The organism is Microcoleus sp. AT8-A3 (genome assembly GCF_036705675.1).
Lineage (GTDB): Bacteria > Cyanobacteriota > Cyanobacteriia > Cyanobacteriales > Microcoleaceae > Microcoleus.
In genome coordinates this window covers 1,362-16,671 of record NZ_JAUBVD010000072.1, presented here as the reverse complement: position 1 = coordinate 16,671, position 15,310 = coordinate 1,362, and the positions used below count along the sequence as shown (strand labels likewise).

General features: G+C 46.6%; 15 protein-coding genes. 8 read left to right on the top strand and 7 right to left on the bottom strand.

Translation table 11 applies throughout. The features are described from left to right. The first annotated feature begins 262 nt into the window (after positions 1 to 262). Positions 263 to 865: a Uma2 family endonuclease gene (locus QUB51_RS26815; RefSeq protein WP_333054458.1), complete on the top strand. Its 603-nt coding sequence runs from the start codon at positions 263 to 265 to the stop codon at positions 863 to 865. A gap of 9 nt (positions 866 to 874) precedes the next feature. On the opposite strand, the gene QUB51_RS26810 is transcribed toward QUB51_RS26815, so the two are convergent. Beyond that, positions 875 to 1,642 carry a YebC/PmpR family DNA-binding transcriptional regulator gene (locus QUB51_RS26810; protein WP_333263961.1) on the bottom strand — a complete coding sequence of 256 codons (768 nt, stop codon included), beginning with the start codon at positions 1,640 to 1,642 and terminating at the stop codon, positions 875 to 877. Between the two features lie 145 nt (positions 1,643 to 1,787). Further along, the gene (locus tag QUB51_RS26805) at positions 1,788 to 2,426 is read right to left on the bottom strand and encodes a histidine phosphatase family protein (RefSeq protein ID WP_333263958.1); all 639 of its coding nucleotides are present in this window, start codon (positions 2,424 to 2,426) and stop codon (positions 1,788 to 1,790) included. A gap of 63 nt (positions 2,427 to 2,489) precedes the next feature. Here QUB51_RS26805 and QUB51_RS26800 point away from each other — a divergent pair, with 63 nt between their 5' ends. The 4 genes from QUB51_RS26800 to QUB51_RS26785 all read left to right on the top strand — a co-directional run bounded on the left by QUB51_RS26800 (position 2,490) and on the right by QUB51_RS26785 (position 4,281). Next, positions 2,490 to 2,762, top strand: a complete 273-nt coding sequence (locus QUB51_RS26800; RefSeq protein WP_333054455.1) for a BrnT family toxin — start codon at positions 2,490 to 2,492, stop codon at positions 2,760 to 2,762. Further along, the gene (locus tag QUB51_RS26795; RefSeq protein ID WP_333054454.1) at positions 2,749 to 2,970 is read left to right on the top strand and encodes a hypothetical protein; all 222 of its coding nucleotides are present in this window, start codon (positions 2,749 to 2,751) and stop codon (positions 2,968 to 2,970) included. The genes QUB51_RS26800 and QUB51_RS26795 overlap by 14 nt, the downstream gene beginning before the upstream one ends. A 709-nt stretch (positions 2,971 to 3,679) precedes the next feature. After that, complete coding sequence (locus QUB51_RS26790) at positions 3,680 to 3,934, top strand: hypothetical protein (RefSeq protein WP_242716968.1); 255 nt, start codon at positions 3,680 to 3,682, stop codon at positions 3,932 to 3,934. After that, positions 3,934 to 4,281 carry a type II toxin-antitoxin system RelE/ParE family toxin gene (locus tag QUB51_RS26785; protein ID WP_333211245.1) on the top strand — a complete coding sequence of 116 codons (348 nt, stop codon included), beginning with the start codon at positions 3,934 to 3,936 and terminating at the stop codon, positions 4,279 to 4,281. Before QUB51_RS26790 ends, QUB51_RS26785 begins: the two co-directional genes overlap by 1 nt. Before the next feature lie 59 nt (positions 4,282 to 4,340). On the opposite strand, the gene QUB51_RS26780 is transcribed toward QUB51_RS26785, so the two are convergent. Next, positions 4,341 to 5,030, bottom strand: a complete 690-nt coding sequence (locus QUB51_RS26780; protein ID WP_333054452.1) for a class I SAM-dependent methyltransferase — start codon at positions 5,028 to 5,030, stop codon at positions 4,341 to 4,343. A gap of 333 nt (positions 5,031 to 5,363) precedes the next feature. On the opposite strand from QUB51_RS26780, the gene QUB51_RS26775 reads away from it, so the two are divergent. Then, positions 5,364 to 7,196, top strand: a complete 1,833-nt coding sequence (locus QUB51_RS26775; RefSeq protein ID WP_333263955.1) for a polysaccharide biosynthesis/export family protein — start codon at positions 5,364 to 5,366, stop codon at positions 7,194 to 7,196. 452 nt (positions 7,197 to 7,648) lie between these two features. Here QUB51_RS26775 and larE read toward each other — a convergent pair whose 3' ends face one another. The 4 genes from larE to fraC form a co-directional block, all read right to left on the bottom strand. Further along, positions 7,649 to 8,476, bottom strand: coding sequence for an ATP-dependent sacrificial sulfur transferase LarE (gene larE / locus QUB51_RS26770; protein WP_333263952.1), 828 nt, complete (start codon positions 8,474 to 8,476; stop codon positions 7,649 to 7,651). Between the two features lie 354 nt (positions 8,477 to 8,830). Beyond that, the gene (locus QUB51_RS26765; protein WP_333054448.1) at positions 8,831 to 9,604 is read right to left on the bottom strand and encodes an ABC transporter permease; all 774 of its coding nucleotides are present in this window, start codon (positions 9,602 to 9,604) and stop codon (positions 8,831 to 8,833) included. Positions 9,605 to 9,793: 189 nt separating this feature from the next. Further along, on the bottom strand, positions 9,794 to 10,792 hold the full coding sequence (locus QUB51_RS26760) for a DUF5357 family protein (protein ID WP_333054447.1): 999 nt from the start codon (positions 10,790 to 10,792) through the stop codon (positions 9,794 to 9,796). 5 nt (positions 10,793 to 10,797) lie between these two features. Continuing rightward, positions 10,798 to 11,316 carry a filament integrity protein FraC gene (gene fraC, locus QUB51_RS26755; protein WP_333054446.1) on the bottom strand — a complete coding sequence of 173 codons (519 nt, stop codon included), beginning with the start codon at positions 11,314 to 11,316 and terminating at the stop codon, positions 10,798 to 10,800. Between the two features lie 227 nt (positions 11,317 to 11,543). Here fraC and QUB51_RS26750 point away from each other — a divergent pair, with 227 nt between their 5' ends. Next, positions 11,544 to 12,677 (top strand): cob(I)yrinic acid a,c-diamide adenosyltransferase, encoded by a 1,134-nt coding sequence (locus tag QUB51_RS26750; RefSeq protein ID WP_333054445.1) that lies wholly within the window; start codon positions 11,544 to 11,546, stop codon positions 12,675 to 12,677. 463 nt (positions 12,678 to 13,140) lie between these two features. Continuing rightward, entirely contained in the window at positions 13,141 to 15,120 is a 1,980-nt protein-coding gene (locus QUB51_RS26745) for a calcium-binding protein (protein ID WP_333263949.1), read from the top strand. Positions 15,121 to 15,310: the final 190 nt, after the last annotated feature.

The window sequence follows — 15,310 nt, the reverse complement described above, 5'->3', positions numbered from 1 at the left end:
TTAATCTTTAATCTTTAATCTTTAATCTTTAATCTTTAATCTTTAATCTTTAATCTTTAATCTTTAATCTTTAATCTTTAATCTAAAAATGCTTCAATTCTAAAATCTAAAATCTAAAATCTAAAATCTAAAATCGATTAATCCAGCCCAAAAACGGATACAAGCCTCCGACTCCCCGATCGACTAAGACTTTCGAGCGCCAAGCTAAAATAGTGTAATATCAAGGTATTATATCACCCCTGCACCAAAAAAAGGAAAAACCATGACGACGCTGCTAATTCAAACCGAAAGCGTCCCACTGACGGTCAATTTCCCTGCGATCCAATCGATGACTGTTGAACAGTTTTATGAATTCTGTCTAGTTAATCGCGATTTGAGAATTGAACGTACAGCCAGTGGGGAAGTTATCATTATGTCACCAGCCTTTTCAGATACAGGGAACCGCAACTTCAAGATTGCCCTACAATTGGGTAACTGGGCAGAACAAGATGGCACAGGTGAAACGTTTGACTCCAGTGCAGGCTTTACCTTGCCGAATGGAGCAACCCGATCTCCCGATGCCTCATGGATTAAACTAGAGCGCTGGAATGCCTTAACTGAAGAACAAAAAGCCTCATTCGCACCGATTTGTCCAGACTTTGTGATTGAATTGCGGTCTGCTAGTGACACTCTCAAGGGATTGCAAAATAAGATGCAAGAATATATTGAGAACGGTGTATCGCTCGGCTTTTTGGTCGATCGCAAAAACAGAAAAGTCTATATTTACCGTCCCAATCGCGAACAGGAAATCTTAGATAATCCTGAAACAGTCAGCGCAGATCCAGAGTTACCGGGATTTGTCTTGCGGATGGCAAAAATCTGGTGATTTAGAGCATTAAACCATACTCAAAGACATCAATTCATCTGTCATTTCAAAATTCGCCGTCACACTTTGCACGTCATCCAAATCTTCCAGTGCGTCCATTAACTTCAAGAGCGATCGAGCTTTTTCAGGAGTGTCTATTTCCACTGTATTGCTGGGAATCCAGCGAGTTTCCGACTGCACAACAGCAAAATTATTTTGTTTCAAAACATCAGCCAGTTGTTCCAAATTAGCCACGCTTGTAAATACCTCTGCACCTTCAGTATCCTCATCAATTAATATCAAATCATAAGATTCCGCAGCCGCCTCTAGCGACGCTTCAAACAATTGTTCCTCATCAATCGGGCCGCGTACCGTACAAACTCCTTTGTTGTCAAACATCCAGCCCACACAACCAGTTTCGCCCAAGTTTCCGCCATTTTTAGTAAAAGCTTCTCGCAAGTCAGCCGCTGTGCGGTTGCGGTTGTCTGTCAGCGCTTCAATCAGAATAGCAACCCCGCCAACGCCGTAACCTTCGTAGCGAATAGCTTCTAAATCCGAACTCCCCCCCGCCAAGCCAGCACCTTTGGCGATCGCCCTTTCTATGTTTTCATTAGGAATACTCGCCGCCTTAGCTTTTTCAATAGCCGTCCGCAGTTGAAAATTGCCAGCGGGATCGGGAACTCCGCTGCGGGCGGCTACAATAATTTCGCGAGATATTCTAGCAAAAACCTTGCCTTTAACGGCATCAACTCTAGCTTTTTGGCGTTTAATATTCGCCCACTTACTGTGTCCTGCCATACCGATTTAAGATTTTCGATTTAAAATGTGCGATCGAGATTAAACAATAACACCCAGATTCGGACTAATCAGATTAACCTAGGGTGCACCTCAGCGCACCTTACACACATAGCATAAAATGCGATTTTTCGCACGAAGCTCAACTTTAATTAAACCGAATCACGGTTTCCGAGTCAGTCAGGTGAGAAGTATCGCCATTAAGTGCGATCGACCATTCTCCCTCATCCCGCACCACTTTCACCAAACAGCACAAAGAAGCGTTAATTTCCGTTTCTGCACCCCCCGCCAGCCCGATCGCAGTGCCTAAAACCGACGCACCGTGACCTACTAATAACATATCTTCGGGAAAATCAGCCACGAGGCGTTTAGCCGTTTCCCCCGCCCTTTTGAAACAAGCTTCCACGGTTTCGGGATAATTAGCAATACCGCCTTTGTAGGAAGCATCAATCCTGGGAAAACGCCTGCACAAAGCTTCGACGGACTCTGTTTCCGGCATTTCTGTCATCCATTCAGGATTCAGCCATTCGCACAGTCCCCAATCTAGTTTAATTGACAAATCGAGAGCTTCTGCCGCGTGATTTGCTGTTTGGACAGTTCGCAGAAAAGGGGAAGCAAAAATATGAGAAATTCCTTCTCCTTTGAGGCGATTTGCGAGTTGTTTGGCTTGAACGTGACCGTCTTCGGAAAGGTGGGGATCGTAGCGGTGTTCTGCGGTGAGAAACCAGTCGGGGTTAACGAAGTCGATGCGGTTTCCGTGTCGTGCGATCCAGACTGTTTGTGGCATGAGTTGGTTTGAGTTTTGCTTCTAGGTGTAATATTATATCAAAGATGCTGATTTGGGCTCTTTATGAAATTCGAGTGGGATGAAAAGAAGGCAGCGGTAAATTTGTCCAAGCATGGGATCTCATTTGAGGAAGCCAGAACGGTTTTTGACGATCCCCTCTACGTCGATTTCTACGATCCGGATCACTCTGATGAAGAAGATCGCTATATTATTGTTGGAGAGTCCCAGCAAGGTAATTTATTGATAGTGTCGTATACAGAAAGAGCAGATTTTATTCGTTTGATTAGCGCCAGAAAAGTAACACGAGTGGAGCGAGAAGTTTATGAAGAAGGATGAAACAGGGATGGACGATGAGCTTCGGTCGGAATATGATTTGAGGAAGTTGCGTGTAAGAAGGGTAGGATCGGGACGAAAGACCTTTGGTGGTGTAAATATTCGTTTAGAACCGGATGTTGCAGAGATGTTTCCCGATTCTGAAGCAGTGAATGAAGCTCTGCGGTTTTTGATTAGAATTACTAAAGAAAACGTGGTATCTGAGAAATAAGCCCGCGAAATAAGCCCCCCGATCGATCCGTGGGGTCGCTTTAAAGTCTTTAATTAATTTTATCGCCACTGTGCCTTATATAGCCATTCTAAATCATTTGTGAACTTCTTACTCCCTCCCCTTAGTAAGGGGAGGGTTGGGGTGGGGTAAAAAATTACGACTCATGTAGGATTGCTATAGTATGTGCAACTATTTGACACTGCGCTAAAATTACATCAGTCACTCTCTATTGTCCAATGGCTCAATCTATAAGCTGTCGCGCATTTAAATTGTAGGTTCAGGGCGGGCGGGACGCCCACCCCACAATAGTTTGATTATTTTTTGACATCCAATTTAAATGCAGAACAGCTTAAAGCAACTCCACGCCCAAATTCAAGCCATGCCCAGCGATTCGGTTAAGGCGATCGTGCTTTCATGACTGAATCAGTCCAACGGTAATCTCAGCGACTTTGAACAATCGCAGAAATTGCCGAGGAAACGGAGGGATATCAGTGGGGCGAAATTGACACAGCAAAGGAGTTTCAAACCCTCAGTGAAGAAGAAACGATCGCCTTGAGTCTCGCAGCCTTCCAAGATTACCAGAAAAACAAGACGGGCCGCAGAGCTCGATCGGTTTCAGGAATGGGCAGATAGTTTAGGAAGCGATCGTTTTGGCTACCTATGCCAAAATAAAGTTAGAAAATAAAGTTAACCATTCATCATAACTTTTATGACTCTTACACTCACCTTACCCCCCCAAATCGAAGCACTGCTGCGCCAACGGGCGGAAAGTACAGGACAAGATATAACCAGCGTTACCCTAGCTGTTATCGCGTTCGGACTTAGCTTTGATGAAAGCGATTTCTTCGAGGCATTAGAAGGGATTCAACGCGGACTTGATGACTTCGATCGGGGTCAGTTTTCTACTCTGGAAGAGTTTGTCGATAGACAAAACCAGAAATACGGACTTTCTTTGGAAGCATAATGTATCGCATTGACTTTTCCAGTACAGCTCAATCTGAAGCTGATGCAGCGTTTCTGAACTTTTCCCAATTCACGACTCCCGAACGCGCTCAAGCATGGTATCAGGGTTTGATTAAAGCGATTTCCTCACTGAAAGAAATGCCGCGTCGTTGTGTTTTAGCCCGTGAAAACGCGTTTTTCAGCCAAGAGATTCGCCAGCTTCTGTATGGAAGTGGTAAAACCACGTATCGCATACTCTTCACTATTTTTGACGATCAACCCATACCAACGGTGAGGATTATCCACATTCGCCATGCAGTCCAGCGTGCGATTGGCGAACCCCAAGATGAGGCAGAACCTTATGCTTAGCTTATCTAATTTTTTGGAAATAAGCGATCGCAAATTGCCATGCCCTCCGCAGCCGCGAATTACATTCGCCCCCTAACTCGCAGCATCTTATTCCCGCCTTTTTGAAACTCATAAGGAGCCTCTTGAATTTCTACACTAAAACTTCTCTTTTTTAATTCGGTGATAATCGGATTTAAGTGATCGGATTCCTCCCCGCTAAAACTCTGCAATAGAGGGAATACCCGGACTTCCTTCGCAACCCGACACATTTCTGTAATTGCTTCCAAATGAAATTCTTCGGAAAGCAAGTGAGAATAAGCAAATAAGAAATGGCTGCACAAAGCTAAATCGAATTGACCGTTATCGAAAGGCAAAACTGGCAGCTCAGCATTCAGGTAGCGGCCTTGCTCTAAGCCAGATGGAAAATCTTCTAAAAATTCCTGCATCGCCTTCATTCGCACTTCTCCTAGCTGGTAGGGCGATTCAAAATTGTTCCACAGGTAGCCGTCTACATTGGCTTTGACAGCATCAATCACAGTTTGATATGTTTCTTGGATGCGATCGCCAATTTCCACCGCAGTAAACTGATAAACTGGATCGCAAGAAATTACCTTTTTACCTTGGCGAGTCATTTCGGCATTGAAACTCGCTGGGCCGCCAGCACAATCAAGAATTGCTAGCTTGAGGTCACTTGATGTCAAGCTAAACATTCCTATGTATTCATCCAAGCAGCGTCCCCAGGGAATTACTTTATCCAATTTTAGTGACACTTGTCTTTGTCCTGCAGAGAGAATTATTTAACATTTTACCTCAAATCAGGGCGGTTTTTTTCTATCTCCTTTCTGCGGCGGGTTGATTTGTATGCGGACTTATGTATGAAGAATTTTGCTCAAACGAGATATTAATCCTGACAACAGTTGGCGGGCTTTACACTTTCTTTACAAACAAGGGGCAAAATAGTTAAGTGCGATCGCACAATTTTTATGCTTGTACCTGTGGATTTTGCCGCAAAGCGAGGCTACACTGGACAGCAGGGAAAATAAACTACAATCCACTAGCTAAATTGCTCTTGTTCAATGGCAGGCCGCAACCAGGGAAGAAAGATGAAATATACCGTTCAAACCGCTACAAGTCTGAGTTTGTCAGCACTCCTGGTGCTATTGAGTTCGCCGCCCAGTAGAGCTCAGTTGCCTGCCGTCAGAAATCCTGTGCCCGCTAGGAACCAAAACCAACCGAGAGTACCGCCGCCACCTCCGGGTTCGCTGACACAAGAAGCAGCTTATACTTTAGGATCGGGCGATCGCATTGCTTTAGAGATATTCGGCGTCCCTGAATTCAGCAGAGAATATCAAGTGCTAGTTGACGGGACGCTCAATTTGCCAATCATTCGTAGCGTCTCAATTCAAGGGTTGACGCTGCAACAAGCCGCTAATGTGATTACCCAGCGATACGAACCCTTCATCAATGTTCCCGTTGTTACCGTGACTCTGGTAGTCGCTCGCCCCCTAAATATAGGTCTTGCCGGTGAAGTTACTCGCCCGGGTTCATACAAGATTAATCCCACTAGAGAAGGAGGAGGAGTAAAATTCCCGACTTTGATGGAAATGCTGCAACTTGCACAAGGGGTGACATCAGCAGGAGATATGCGAAATGTCCAAATTCGTCGTCCCCGCAGAGGCGGGCCGGAGCAAGTTACTACTGTTGATTTGCAGGATTTTTTAGAGACGGGAAATTTGCGTCAAGATGTTACCATTCGAGATGGAGATACAATTTTTATACCGACAGCAAGTGCCCTCAATACTCAAGAAGTTCGTCAAAGAGCCAGTGCTAATTTTTCCGCTGATATTACTAAACCAATTGGGGTAGTAATTGTCGGGGAAGTAAACCGGCCGGGGCCTTATACTGTATTTGCTTCGGATGTGCGATCGAGCAACCAACAAACAGAGTTGAGTTTTGTATCTATCGACCAACAGCAAGGAGCAGTTGTGGGCTTACCAACAATAACTAGAGCACTGAAAATTGCTGGTGGTATCACTACAGAAGCTGACATTCGCCGCGTACAAATCCGCCGCCGAGTCAGAGGTGGCAACGAACAAACTATCATGGTAAATCTGTGGGATTTACTGCAAAAAGGCGACGCAACTCAAGATATTTTGCTGCAAGAAGGAGATAGCGTAATTATCCCGACAGCGGCTACGGTAGACTTAGCTGAAGTTTCTCAAGTTGCAAATAGCAGTTTTTCTCCGAACGCGATTAGCATCAATATTGTAGGAGAAGTAATTAGGCCTGGGGCTTTGCAGGTGCGACCTAGTACATCCCTGCACCAAGCTTTGCTCACCGCAGGCAGTTTCAATCAATTGCGGGCTAAAAAAGACAAGGTAGAACTATTGCGATTGAATCCCAACGGTACTGTTTCTCGCCGCACGATAGAGGTGGATTTTGCTCAAGGATTGAATCCTAATAATAACCCCACTCTCCGCAACAACGATGTGATTCTGGTAGCGCGATCGGGCTATGCTAGGGTAGCAGACAATATCAACACTTTCTTGCAGCCAATAACAGGAGTAGCAACTGGGATCAACGCTGTTAGCGGCGTTTTTACTGGGTTTCAAGCAACTATCAACGCTTTTCAAAACTTATTTTTGGGAGGGGATTTCGAGCGAAGAAATCAGCTCAGAGAGCTTCGCGAACAACGTCAAGACAGACAAGAGCAACGTGAAGACAGACTGCTAGAAAGAGAGCTACAACGTGAAGATAGATTGCAGCAAGCAGAAGACAGAAGACTGCAACTTGAAGACAGACGCTTGCAACTCGAAGACAGACAGCGGCAAATAGACCTTGAGAATCGGCAAATCGAGATCCAGGAGCAGCAACTTCAGCTCCAAAATCAGCAGCAGCAAATGCAGCCACAGCAAATTCAGCCAACTACTCCTTGATCGGACTCGGGCGTTGATAGTTAGCCACCATTTTTATGAAGAGGTGGTTGAAACCGCTGCATAGAGTCAAACTTTCGTCCGAGCAAAGGCAGGGCTGTTTCATTATCCGTAGGGGCCGTGCCAAGAGTGCCGGCCCTCTAGGCGTTGCTGATTTACGGTATGAAACGTTAAATAGGCCCGTCAGAGAAACCAGTATCCACAAAGCGGGTGGATTTTAAAGTGATTTTTTTTTCATACCCTGATTAAGTAACGCCACCTTGAGATTGCTTCACTGAGTTCGCTGGGCAACAGAAATACCTTACTTTTGCGTAAGTCCTGTAATCCTAACAATTCGATCCTTGAAACGTATAAGTTGCTACATCAAAGATAAAGGTTCGATTGACATTGTTCCCCTTTGTCCATGTCCCAAACTACATCAATCATGAAAAAATTTTTGTATTCGGGAAAATTAATCAACCTTTCGTTTCCAACAACTGCGGCTGCAAAACCTGATTTAATTTGCCGCTGCGAAACCCCTCCAAATCCAAAGTAGCGTAAACAAAACCAAACTCTTGAAATACCGCCACCAATGCAGGCAAATCCGTGTTTACCACAAACTCCTGAATCTCCTCTGCGGGTAACTCAATGCGTGCCGTATCTCCGTCCGATCGCACTCGCAGATTTTTCAGTCCCAACTGCCGCAAATACCGTTCGGCGCGCCCCACTCTTTGCAACTTTCCAACGGTGATTTCTTCGCCGTAAGGAAAGCGCGAACTGAGACAAGGTTGAGCCGGTTTGTCCCACCAAGGCAAACCCAATTCTTTGGCCAACTGCCGCACTTCCAATTTAGTGATTCCTACTTCGGCTAAAGGCGATCGCGCGCCGCGTTCCTTTGCCGCCTGAATTCCGGGACGGTAATCCTTTAAATCGTCACCATTAACCCCATCCACCACATAAGGATAACCCTTTGCTAGTGCTAGGGGTTTCAAAGTATCGTGCAGTTCGCTTTTGCAGAAATAGCAGCGGTTAACCGGGTTAGAAGTGTAATTTGGATTTGCCATTTCCTGAGTTTGTACTTCCTGGTGGGCTATCCCAATTTCTGCTGCTTGAATGCGCGCATCTTCTAAATCTTCGGGCAGTAGAGAGGGGGAAACTGCCGTCACTGCCAAAGCGCGATCGCCCAACACATCAAAAGCGATTTTTGCTACCAAAGTGCTGTCAATTCCGCCGGAGTAGGCAATCAAAGCCCGTTCCATTTGTGCGAAAATATCTTTTAATTGTTCGAGTTTTTCTACTAACATAATTTCATTTTTTCTTACTGCTAAGCTATCGCAATCTAATTTACAGGGTGATGTCTCTTCAACATCTTTAGGGCTTACGCACTATTGTTTAGAAACGAGGTTTTTTTTACGAAAAGACGCGTTGTAGACCGCAGATTCGGTAACAAACCCGGTTTCTGGACCCCGATGCGTAAGTCCCTATCTTGTGGGGAGGGCAGAAAAGTCCGCCCAAAGGTACTATTTAAATACAGAATAGCTTATTCGGGATCAATTAAAAGTTTGAGTTTTAGTTGAGATTTCTGAGCGATCGCCTCCTTTATATTTTAGCGTGATAATTTGATATAGTCACACTTTTGAAAGTAGCGAAGGCGCGTTTTAAAATTCCCTACGGGAAAATATGGCGATCGCAATTGACAGCAGCAGCACCACATACAGCAAACCGTAGCCAGCATCTGTAATCAAACCTGCCAAGTAAGGAACTTGTCCGTAAACAGCATCATTTCTCAAATTGAATCTGGCTAAATCCGGCAAAACCAGATATAGTCCCATCATCAATTGTTCTAGGCCAGGATTTTTAGTTAACTTGCCCAAAGCCACTAAATCCCGCGTCGAATGTCCCATCAAATAAACGCCAAATGTCAGTAACGTTGCCAACAGCGAACTGCTGAACACCCCAAATAAAATCCCTACACCAGCCATGAGACAAAGCTCAAACCAGATAAACAGCGAAGCGATTAAAATGCTTCCCAAAGGGAAAGGAATGCTACTCAAACTCAGAATAGCCAGATAGATAACAGTCATTGCCGCTACAAGCACCGCCAGCACCGCCGACAGTCCTAAGTGCTTGCCCACAATTAACTCAGCCCGACTTATCGGCTTAGCAACTAACAGATAAACAGTGCGCTTTTCAATTTCTTTGTTGACCAGTCCGGTAGCCACAAACACTGTGGCAATTAAACCGAGAATGCTCATAGCACCCAAACCGATATCTAAGATAATTTTCTTTTCGGTTGTCGCCGCCAATTCCGGTATCAACCGTACCGAGGCGCCCATCAACAGAGCAAAAATAATAATTAAGTAAAGGATGCGATCGCGAATTACTTCCCAAAATACATTGGTCGCGACTGTCAAGATTCTTCTCAAATTCATCTAGTTATTAACCCGCTGGAAACTTTCGCCATACTTTAGTGCAAGGAAGAAGGAAGAAGGAAGAGGGAAGAAGGAAGAAGGAAGAGGGAAGAAAGAGGATTTTTTCCATCTCAGACTCTCAGACTCTCCCACTTTCAGACTCTCCCACTCTCCCGCTATACCCATCGCAATTAGTTAACAGAGACAGAATCAAACTTGAGTGTCCCCCGGCGTTCCATCTTTTTTCTGTCCGGGTTGAGAGCGTTTGATGGCATCGCAGGTTACAGTCGCCCTATTGGCTATCTGGAACACCTCGCAAGATTTGGTAAACGAATATATTTCCGGTCTAAAAACCACTCCCAGCCAAGTTGCCTGCATATCTAACTGATAGCGAGACTCTCCTTGGACGATCGAAGTTTTGACATCCCACCTCCCATCTTCTGCGACTACCCCAGTTGTTTGTAAGGCTTGATTCCGCAGAAAAAATCGCTCATTGTCAATATCTATTAACATTTGCTCTACCTGCGCCCACGGTTTTGTGCGGGCTTCATTTCGCAGGTATCGCTCCATTTCATTGAGGATGACAACTCCTCGGGAGCGATTAATAGTTGGCTGTTGAAATGTCACCACATAATCGCTTTGCCTTAAATCCTGAGATAAAACACTCGGATACTGTTCTATCCAACCTTGAATTAAAAAGTGAAAAGCAAACCAACAGGAAAACAGCAGGTGAACGAGAGTAATCATCAAAAACTGAGGGCGCACCAACGACCTGATACCTTCCCGTTTTGACTCGCTATTCCAAATCTCTATTGTAGCAAGAACTGCTACTGCTATAAGTGGGCCGGATATCCATGCTATTTCCTTCCTATCCGACGGTAATCTTATCAGTAACCACAAGCCAATTAAGATGCTTGTCACCCACGGACTCAGACTTACTCCTTTAATCACAAAAGGTTGCTGGCTGGTCAGCAAACCCATTGAAAGTGTAAATAATAACCAGCTCATATCAAAAAGCAGAGTTCTCGTCCGCCAGTCAGTTACGGCTGCCACTGTCAGCAAAGCTAAAAAGATGCTGAGTAGTAAAGGAGTCTTCCAGTGAACAACTTTAGGCGGAATCATCGCCTTTTGGATTTTTTTATTGGTTTCCCAAAGGTTGTTCGTCAGCTTAGTTAGCTGCTGAGTGACATCTAAAAATTGCTTCATCATAAATTTCAATACACGCTTTGCAAAAACAACACGGTTAAAATAACGAGATTGCTAACAGTGTGGGCGATTAAAATTCCCCCAAACTGGGTAGTTACTTGAAAAGTTTTTTTGGGAGGACGGCGGGTGAGGGTTGGTGGTCCTAAAAACTGAGGTGTGGAAGCTTTTTTATTGCCGGAAACCATGTTTTCTATGAATTCTAATCCCTGCCATTTAGCTAGAAAGGTTACTGCTAATACTGACAGTGCTATCATAGTTATTGGAGCGTAAACATTATCCCCACGTCCTAATAAAATATAACCGATAAGCTGTTCCCGCAATTCTTTGCTAAGAACGCTTTCAATGCCGAAGAAAACTAACCAGCCTACGCAAGTGCAAGATAGATTGAGGATGGCTGTATATTCAATGCTGGTTTTGGGGCCGAGTTTAAGTAGTTTTTGCAAAAACCACGATTCGATCGCGATCGCCAAAAACATAATTAAAATTTGCACCAAAACAGTCCGAAATGGGAAAACACTCGCAATCATAAGCCTTTAGGTATATCAGTCCGTGTTAAATTTTAATTGTACAGCACAAGCGGAAGAATCTTAACCGGAGGTTTGAGCACCTGATTCCGTTAGATCGCTGCTTAAAAGATTGGGAGTTAGAAGTTATCGTATAATCTGTTGAGATCCGCCAACAGAATGGAAAAATTAAACATTCAAGGCGCGCGATCGAATACCCACCCCGATACAGACTCAAACAACTGCTGATTATGGTAAGGAATGGCATTGGTATTCGGACAGCCTCATCCCGCTCGGAACGCGCCGCGGGTCAGATTCACGTCTACGACGGCGCTGGTAAAGGCAAGTCTCAGGCAGCTTTGGGAGTAGTGTTGCGCTCGATCGGGCTGGGTATCAATTCTGACTCGCCCACACGAGTCTTATTGCTGCGCTTTCTCAAAGGCCCCGGCCGCTCCTACGACGAAGACGGGGCAATAGAAGCCTTGCAACGGGCATTTCCGCACTTGATCGACCAAGTGCGAACCGGCAGAGCCGAATATTTTGGGGCCGAAGCAATCACCCGCTTCGATCGGGCCGAAGCTCAGCGAGGCTGGGATATCGCCAAAGGAGCGATCGCAAGCTCGCTCTATTCCGTGGTGGTACTAGACGAACTAAACCCCGTATTGGACTTGGGTTTGCTGCCAGTTGACGAAGTAGTCCAAACCCTCAAAAACAAACCAGAATATTTAGAAGTCATCGCCACAGGCCGAGCGGCCCCCGAAGCTTTGCTGGAGATTGCCGACTTACACTCAGAAATGAAGCCCCACTATAACCCCGCAGCGGCAGACCATCATATTTCCGGTATCGAAATATACACCGGAGCGGGGAAAGGCAAGTCTACGAGCGCTTTGGGAAAAGCTTTGCAGGCAATAGGTAGGGGTATCAGTCAAGACCAATCTCACCGAGTTTTAATCGTGCAGTGGCTCAAAGGTGGCACCGGTTATACAGAAGATGCGGCGATCGCAGCCTTGCGACAAAGCTACCCCCAGCTAGTAGATCACCAGCGGTGCGGCCGAGATGCTATAGTTTGGCGGGGGCAACAGCAAGAGCTAGACTGCATAGAAGCAGAACGCGGCTGGGAAATCGCCAAATGTGCGATCGCCAGCGGTTGGTACAAAACGATTATTCTCGACGAACTCAATCCCACAGTAGACTTAGAACTGCTGCCGGTAGAGCCGATCGTCGAAGCCCTGCTACGCAAGCCGCGGGATACAGAAATTATTATCACCGGGCGCTGCCACAAACCCCACGCTTACTTTGACTTGGCAAGCGTACACTCCGAGGTATACTGTCACAAACACTACGGCGATCGGGGCGTAGAACTAAAGCGGGGCGTAGACTTTTAAAGCCCGGAGCGGTACCGAGTTCAATCCGGGCCAGAATTATTAAATGAGGGCCCTGCCTGGAAAACCGGAAATTGCCACAAAGCCTTGTTACCAAGTAACAAATCTCCCAATTTTCCTTGTCTTCGGGATCACCCAGATCAGCCTTTTTTAATCTTTAATTTCCTCCCCCGGACGCGATCCCCGACCGCCAATCCAGAATGGAACATTAAGAATATGAGCCGCGTCTTGTAGAGCGTGAGCACCTGAGACAGTGCACCAGGATTATTAAAGGGTGAAGACATTGAATATAAAAGCTTACAAGCAAAAAATCCGCGAGGGAGAAAGTCTAGACAGGGTTAACGCCAGTAGGCTAGACTTGCGGCTGGCAAACAGGTTAAACTACAGCGGAATCCAAACATTCGGTGTTCTAGGCAGTGTCTGTAGTCGCACCAGCGATGACCAACAAGTAGAGGAGTGAAGCTTTATGACAACGTTAAATGACGATTCTAATCAACTAGATTTAAACCTTCCGGGACTGGGCCCGGATACAATCTTCGCCGCAGGCGGGGCGGATTTCGTTAGAACTTCCACCCTGGGCGGCAGCTTAATATTTGGCCAAGGCGATAACGATACTCTGATTTCAGTTGGCCCGAACGATACACTGTACGGCGGCGACGACGAAGACTCAATCAGATCCCAGCGCACTCCGGCTTTGCTGTTAGGCGACCGAGGTAATGACACCATAGTCGCTGAAGCCCGCGCTACCCTGTACGGCGGCGAGGGAGAAGACTTCGTCCAAGGTACTGTCGAAGCTAACCTCATGTTTGGTAATGAGGGCGCAGATACGATGCTGGGAGGGGCGCAGAGAGGAGATTCCCTCTATGGCGGTAAGGACAATGACGCGATCGGCTTCTTCATCGCAGGCGGTGGCAACAACCTCTCTTTAGAGGGTGGCTTGGCTATTGGCTTCGCTGGCAATGAAGGCAGCAACTTCTTGCGGGGTGATTTGGGCGACGACTTAGTTGTAGGTATCAATGTAAGAGACAGTCTTTATGGCGGTAAAGGCAACGACACGCTACGTGGTGTGGCCAGCAACAGCTACCTGTCGGGCGATGATGACAACGACACCTTAGTCATTACCAACAGTACGCAAAGCAGCCCCTTTACTACCGACGTCATCACGATCGGCATTGAGAGAACCACCTTGATTGGCGGTGGCGGCGACGATTCTCTCAACGGCGCGATCGGCGACTTTGGCGGCGGCAGAAACTTCTTTGACGGCGGCGAAGGCAACGACACGATCAACGTTTTTGCCTTTTCTGATACCGCGTTGGGAGGTGAAGGCGACGACTTCATCCGGTCGGCGTCGGTGCCGGATGTAATTTCAAGCGTAGGCGCGCGGAGTTCATTTCCAGGCTTCGCGGGTCGCAACTTACTCGACGGCGGAGTAGGCAATGACACGATCGTTGCAGCTTTTGCGACGGATACAATGATCGGCGGTGAAGGCAACGACAGCCTCAGCGGTACCTTTACTAACGCAGCCGGTGGAGATGGCAACGATACTATCGATGCTACCGCTGCCATTTTTGCTGGTACTGGTACTGCTTTGATTACTCTCGAAGGCGGGCTGGGCGGCGACCTGTTAATTGGCTACACCAATCCTACTACTGGCAGCAGCTTCACCGTCACCAACCTCATGAACGGTGGCGTGGGAAGTGACACCATCATCTTTGGCAGCAATCGCGATCGCCTGATTGGCAACTTGGAGGGTAACGACTTCATCTCCTACGCTAGCACCGTCGAATTTACCGGTATTAACGCTCTTACAGCGCCAAACTTGATTACCGATACTTTAGGCAGCAACTTCATTACTGGTGGCAACAGCACTGATGTGATCACTACTGGTAGCGGGGATGACATCCTGTTCGGTGACTTTTCCAACACAACATTCGGGGACGATACCTTAAATTCCGGTGCCGGAAACGACACCTTGCTGGGCGGGTTTGGTAACGACTATTTGATCGGAGGCGACGGTAACGACTCTCTCGGCGGCGGCCCTGGTGCTGACACCCTGATTGGCGGATCGGGTAATGACAGCTTCTACTACAACAACTCCGGCGAGGGCGCCGTGGGTACTAACGTAGACCAAATCGGCGATTTTACAGTCGGCCAAGACAAGTTTATCTTCCAAATCAATGACTCCAACGGCTTCCCCAACTTGAGGGGAGTGAAAAATACGAATCGACTTTCTGGGGAGGCGTTCTTGGCGCTTGAGAGTGGGCAGTACAACGGCAGTTTTGGTCCAGCCGGGGCGGGCGCGTCAGATTCGTTCGTCTTTTATGAAAATGAAACCGGACGACTAGGATTTGACTCTAACGGTTTTGGTACTGCTGACGGAGTAGTTACCCTGGCAATTCTGAATGGCAGACCGGGCATTACGGCTGCTGACATTACCCTGATTTAATTTGGGTACAAGTCGGTGGGGTCGATTCTGAAACATCGCCCTACCAACTCTCAAAACTAATTGTGCTATGTTTCGAGCTGGGGATATCCATCCCTGGCTTTTTTATTGGCATTGGGAATTGGGCCGAAAAGTAGAATCTGTAGGGGCGGGTTCACCCATAAATTTTGCCACCCATCAATAATCTCGATAA

What these genes read in the sequence shown, in the direction of transcription:
- larE (WP_333263952.1), bottom strand. Translation starts at nt 8,476, where the DNA reads ATGTTAGTAGAAAAACTCGAACAATTAAAAGATATTTTCGCACAAATG.
- QUB51_RS26805 (WP_333263958.1), bottom strand. Translation starts at nt 2,426, where the DNA reads ATGCCACAAACAGTCTGGATCGCACGACACGGAAACCGCATCGACTTC.
- QUB51_RS26795 (WP_333054454.1), top strand. Translation starts at nt 2,749, where the DNA reads ATGAAGAAGGATGAAACAGGGATGGACGATGAGCTTCGGTCGGAATAT.
- QUB51_RS26760 (WP_333054447.1), bottom strand. Translation starts at nt 10,792, where the DNA reads ATGATGAAGCAATTTTTAGATGTCACTCAGCAGCTAACTAAGCTGACG.
- QUB51_RS26765 (WP_333054448.1), bottom strand. Translation starts at nt 9,604, where the DNA reads ATGAATTTGAGAAGAATCTTGACAGTCGCGACCAATGTATTTTGGGAA.
- fraC (WP_333054446.1), bottom strand. Translation starts at nt 11,316, where the DNA reads ATGATTGCGAGTGTTTTCCCATTTCGGACTGTTTTGGTGCAAATTTTA.
- QUB51_RS26815 (WP_333054458.1), top strand. Translation starts at nt 263, where the DNA reads ATGACGACGCTGCTAATTCAAACCGAAAGCGTCCCACTGACGGTCAAT.
- QUB51_RS26745 (WP_333263949.1), top strand. Translation starts at nt 13,141, where the DNA reads ATGACAACGTTAAATGACGATTCTAATCAACTAGATTTAAACCTTCCG.
- QUB51_RS26775 (WP_333263955.1), top strand. Translation starts at nt 5,364, where the DNA reads ATGAAATATACCGTTCAAACCGCTACAAGTCTGAGTTTGTCAGCACTC.
- QUB51_RS26790 (WP_242716968.1), top strand. Translation starts at nt 3,680, where the DNA reads ATGACTCTTACACTCACCTTACCCCCCCAAATCGAAGCACTGCTGCGC.
- QUB51_RS26750 (WP_333054445.1), top strand. Translation starts at nt 11,544, where the DNA reads ATGGTAAGGAATGGCATTGGTATTCGGACAGCCTCATCCCGCTCGGAA.
- QUB51_RS26810 (WP_333263961.1), bottom strand. Translation starts at nt 1,642, where the DNA reads ATGGCAGGACACAGTAAGTGGGCGAATATTAAACGCCAAAAAGCTAGA.
- QUB51_RS26785 (WP_333211245.1), top strand. Translation starts at nt 3,934, where the DNA reads ATGTATCGCATTGACTTTTCCAGTACAGCTCAATCTGAAGCTGATGCA.
- QUB51_RS26800 (WP_333054455.1), top strand. Translation starts at nt 2,490, where the DNA reads ATGAAATTCGAGTGGGATGAAAAGAAGGCAGCGGTAAATTTGTCCAAG.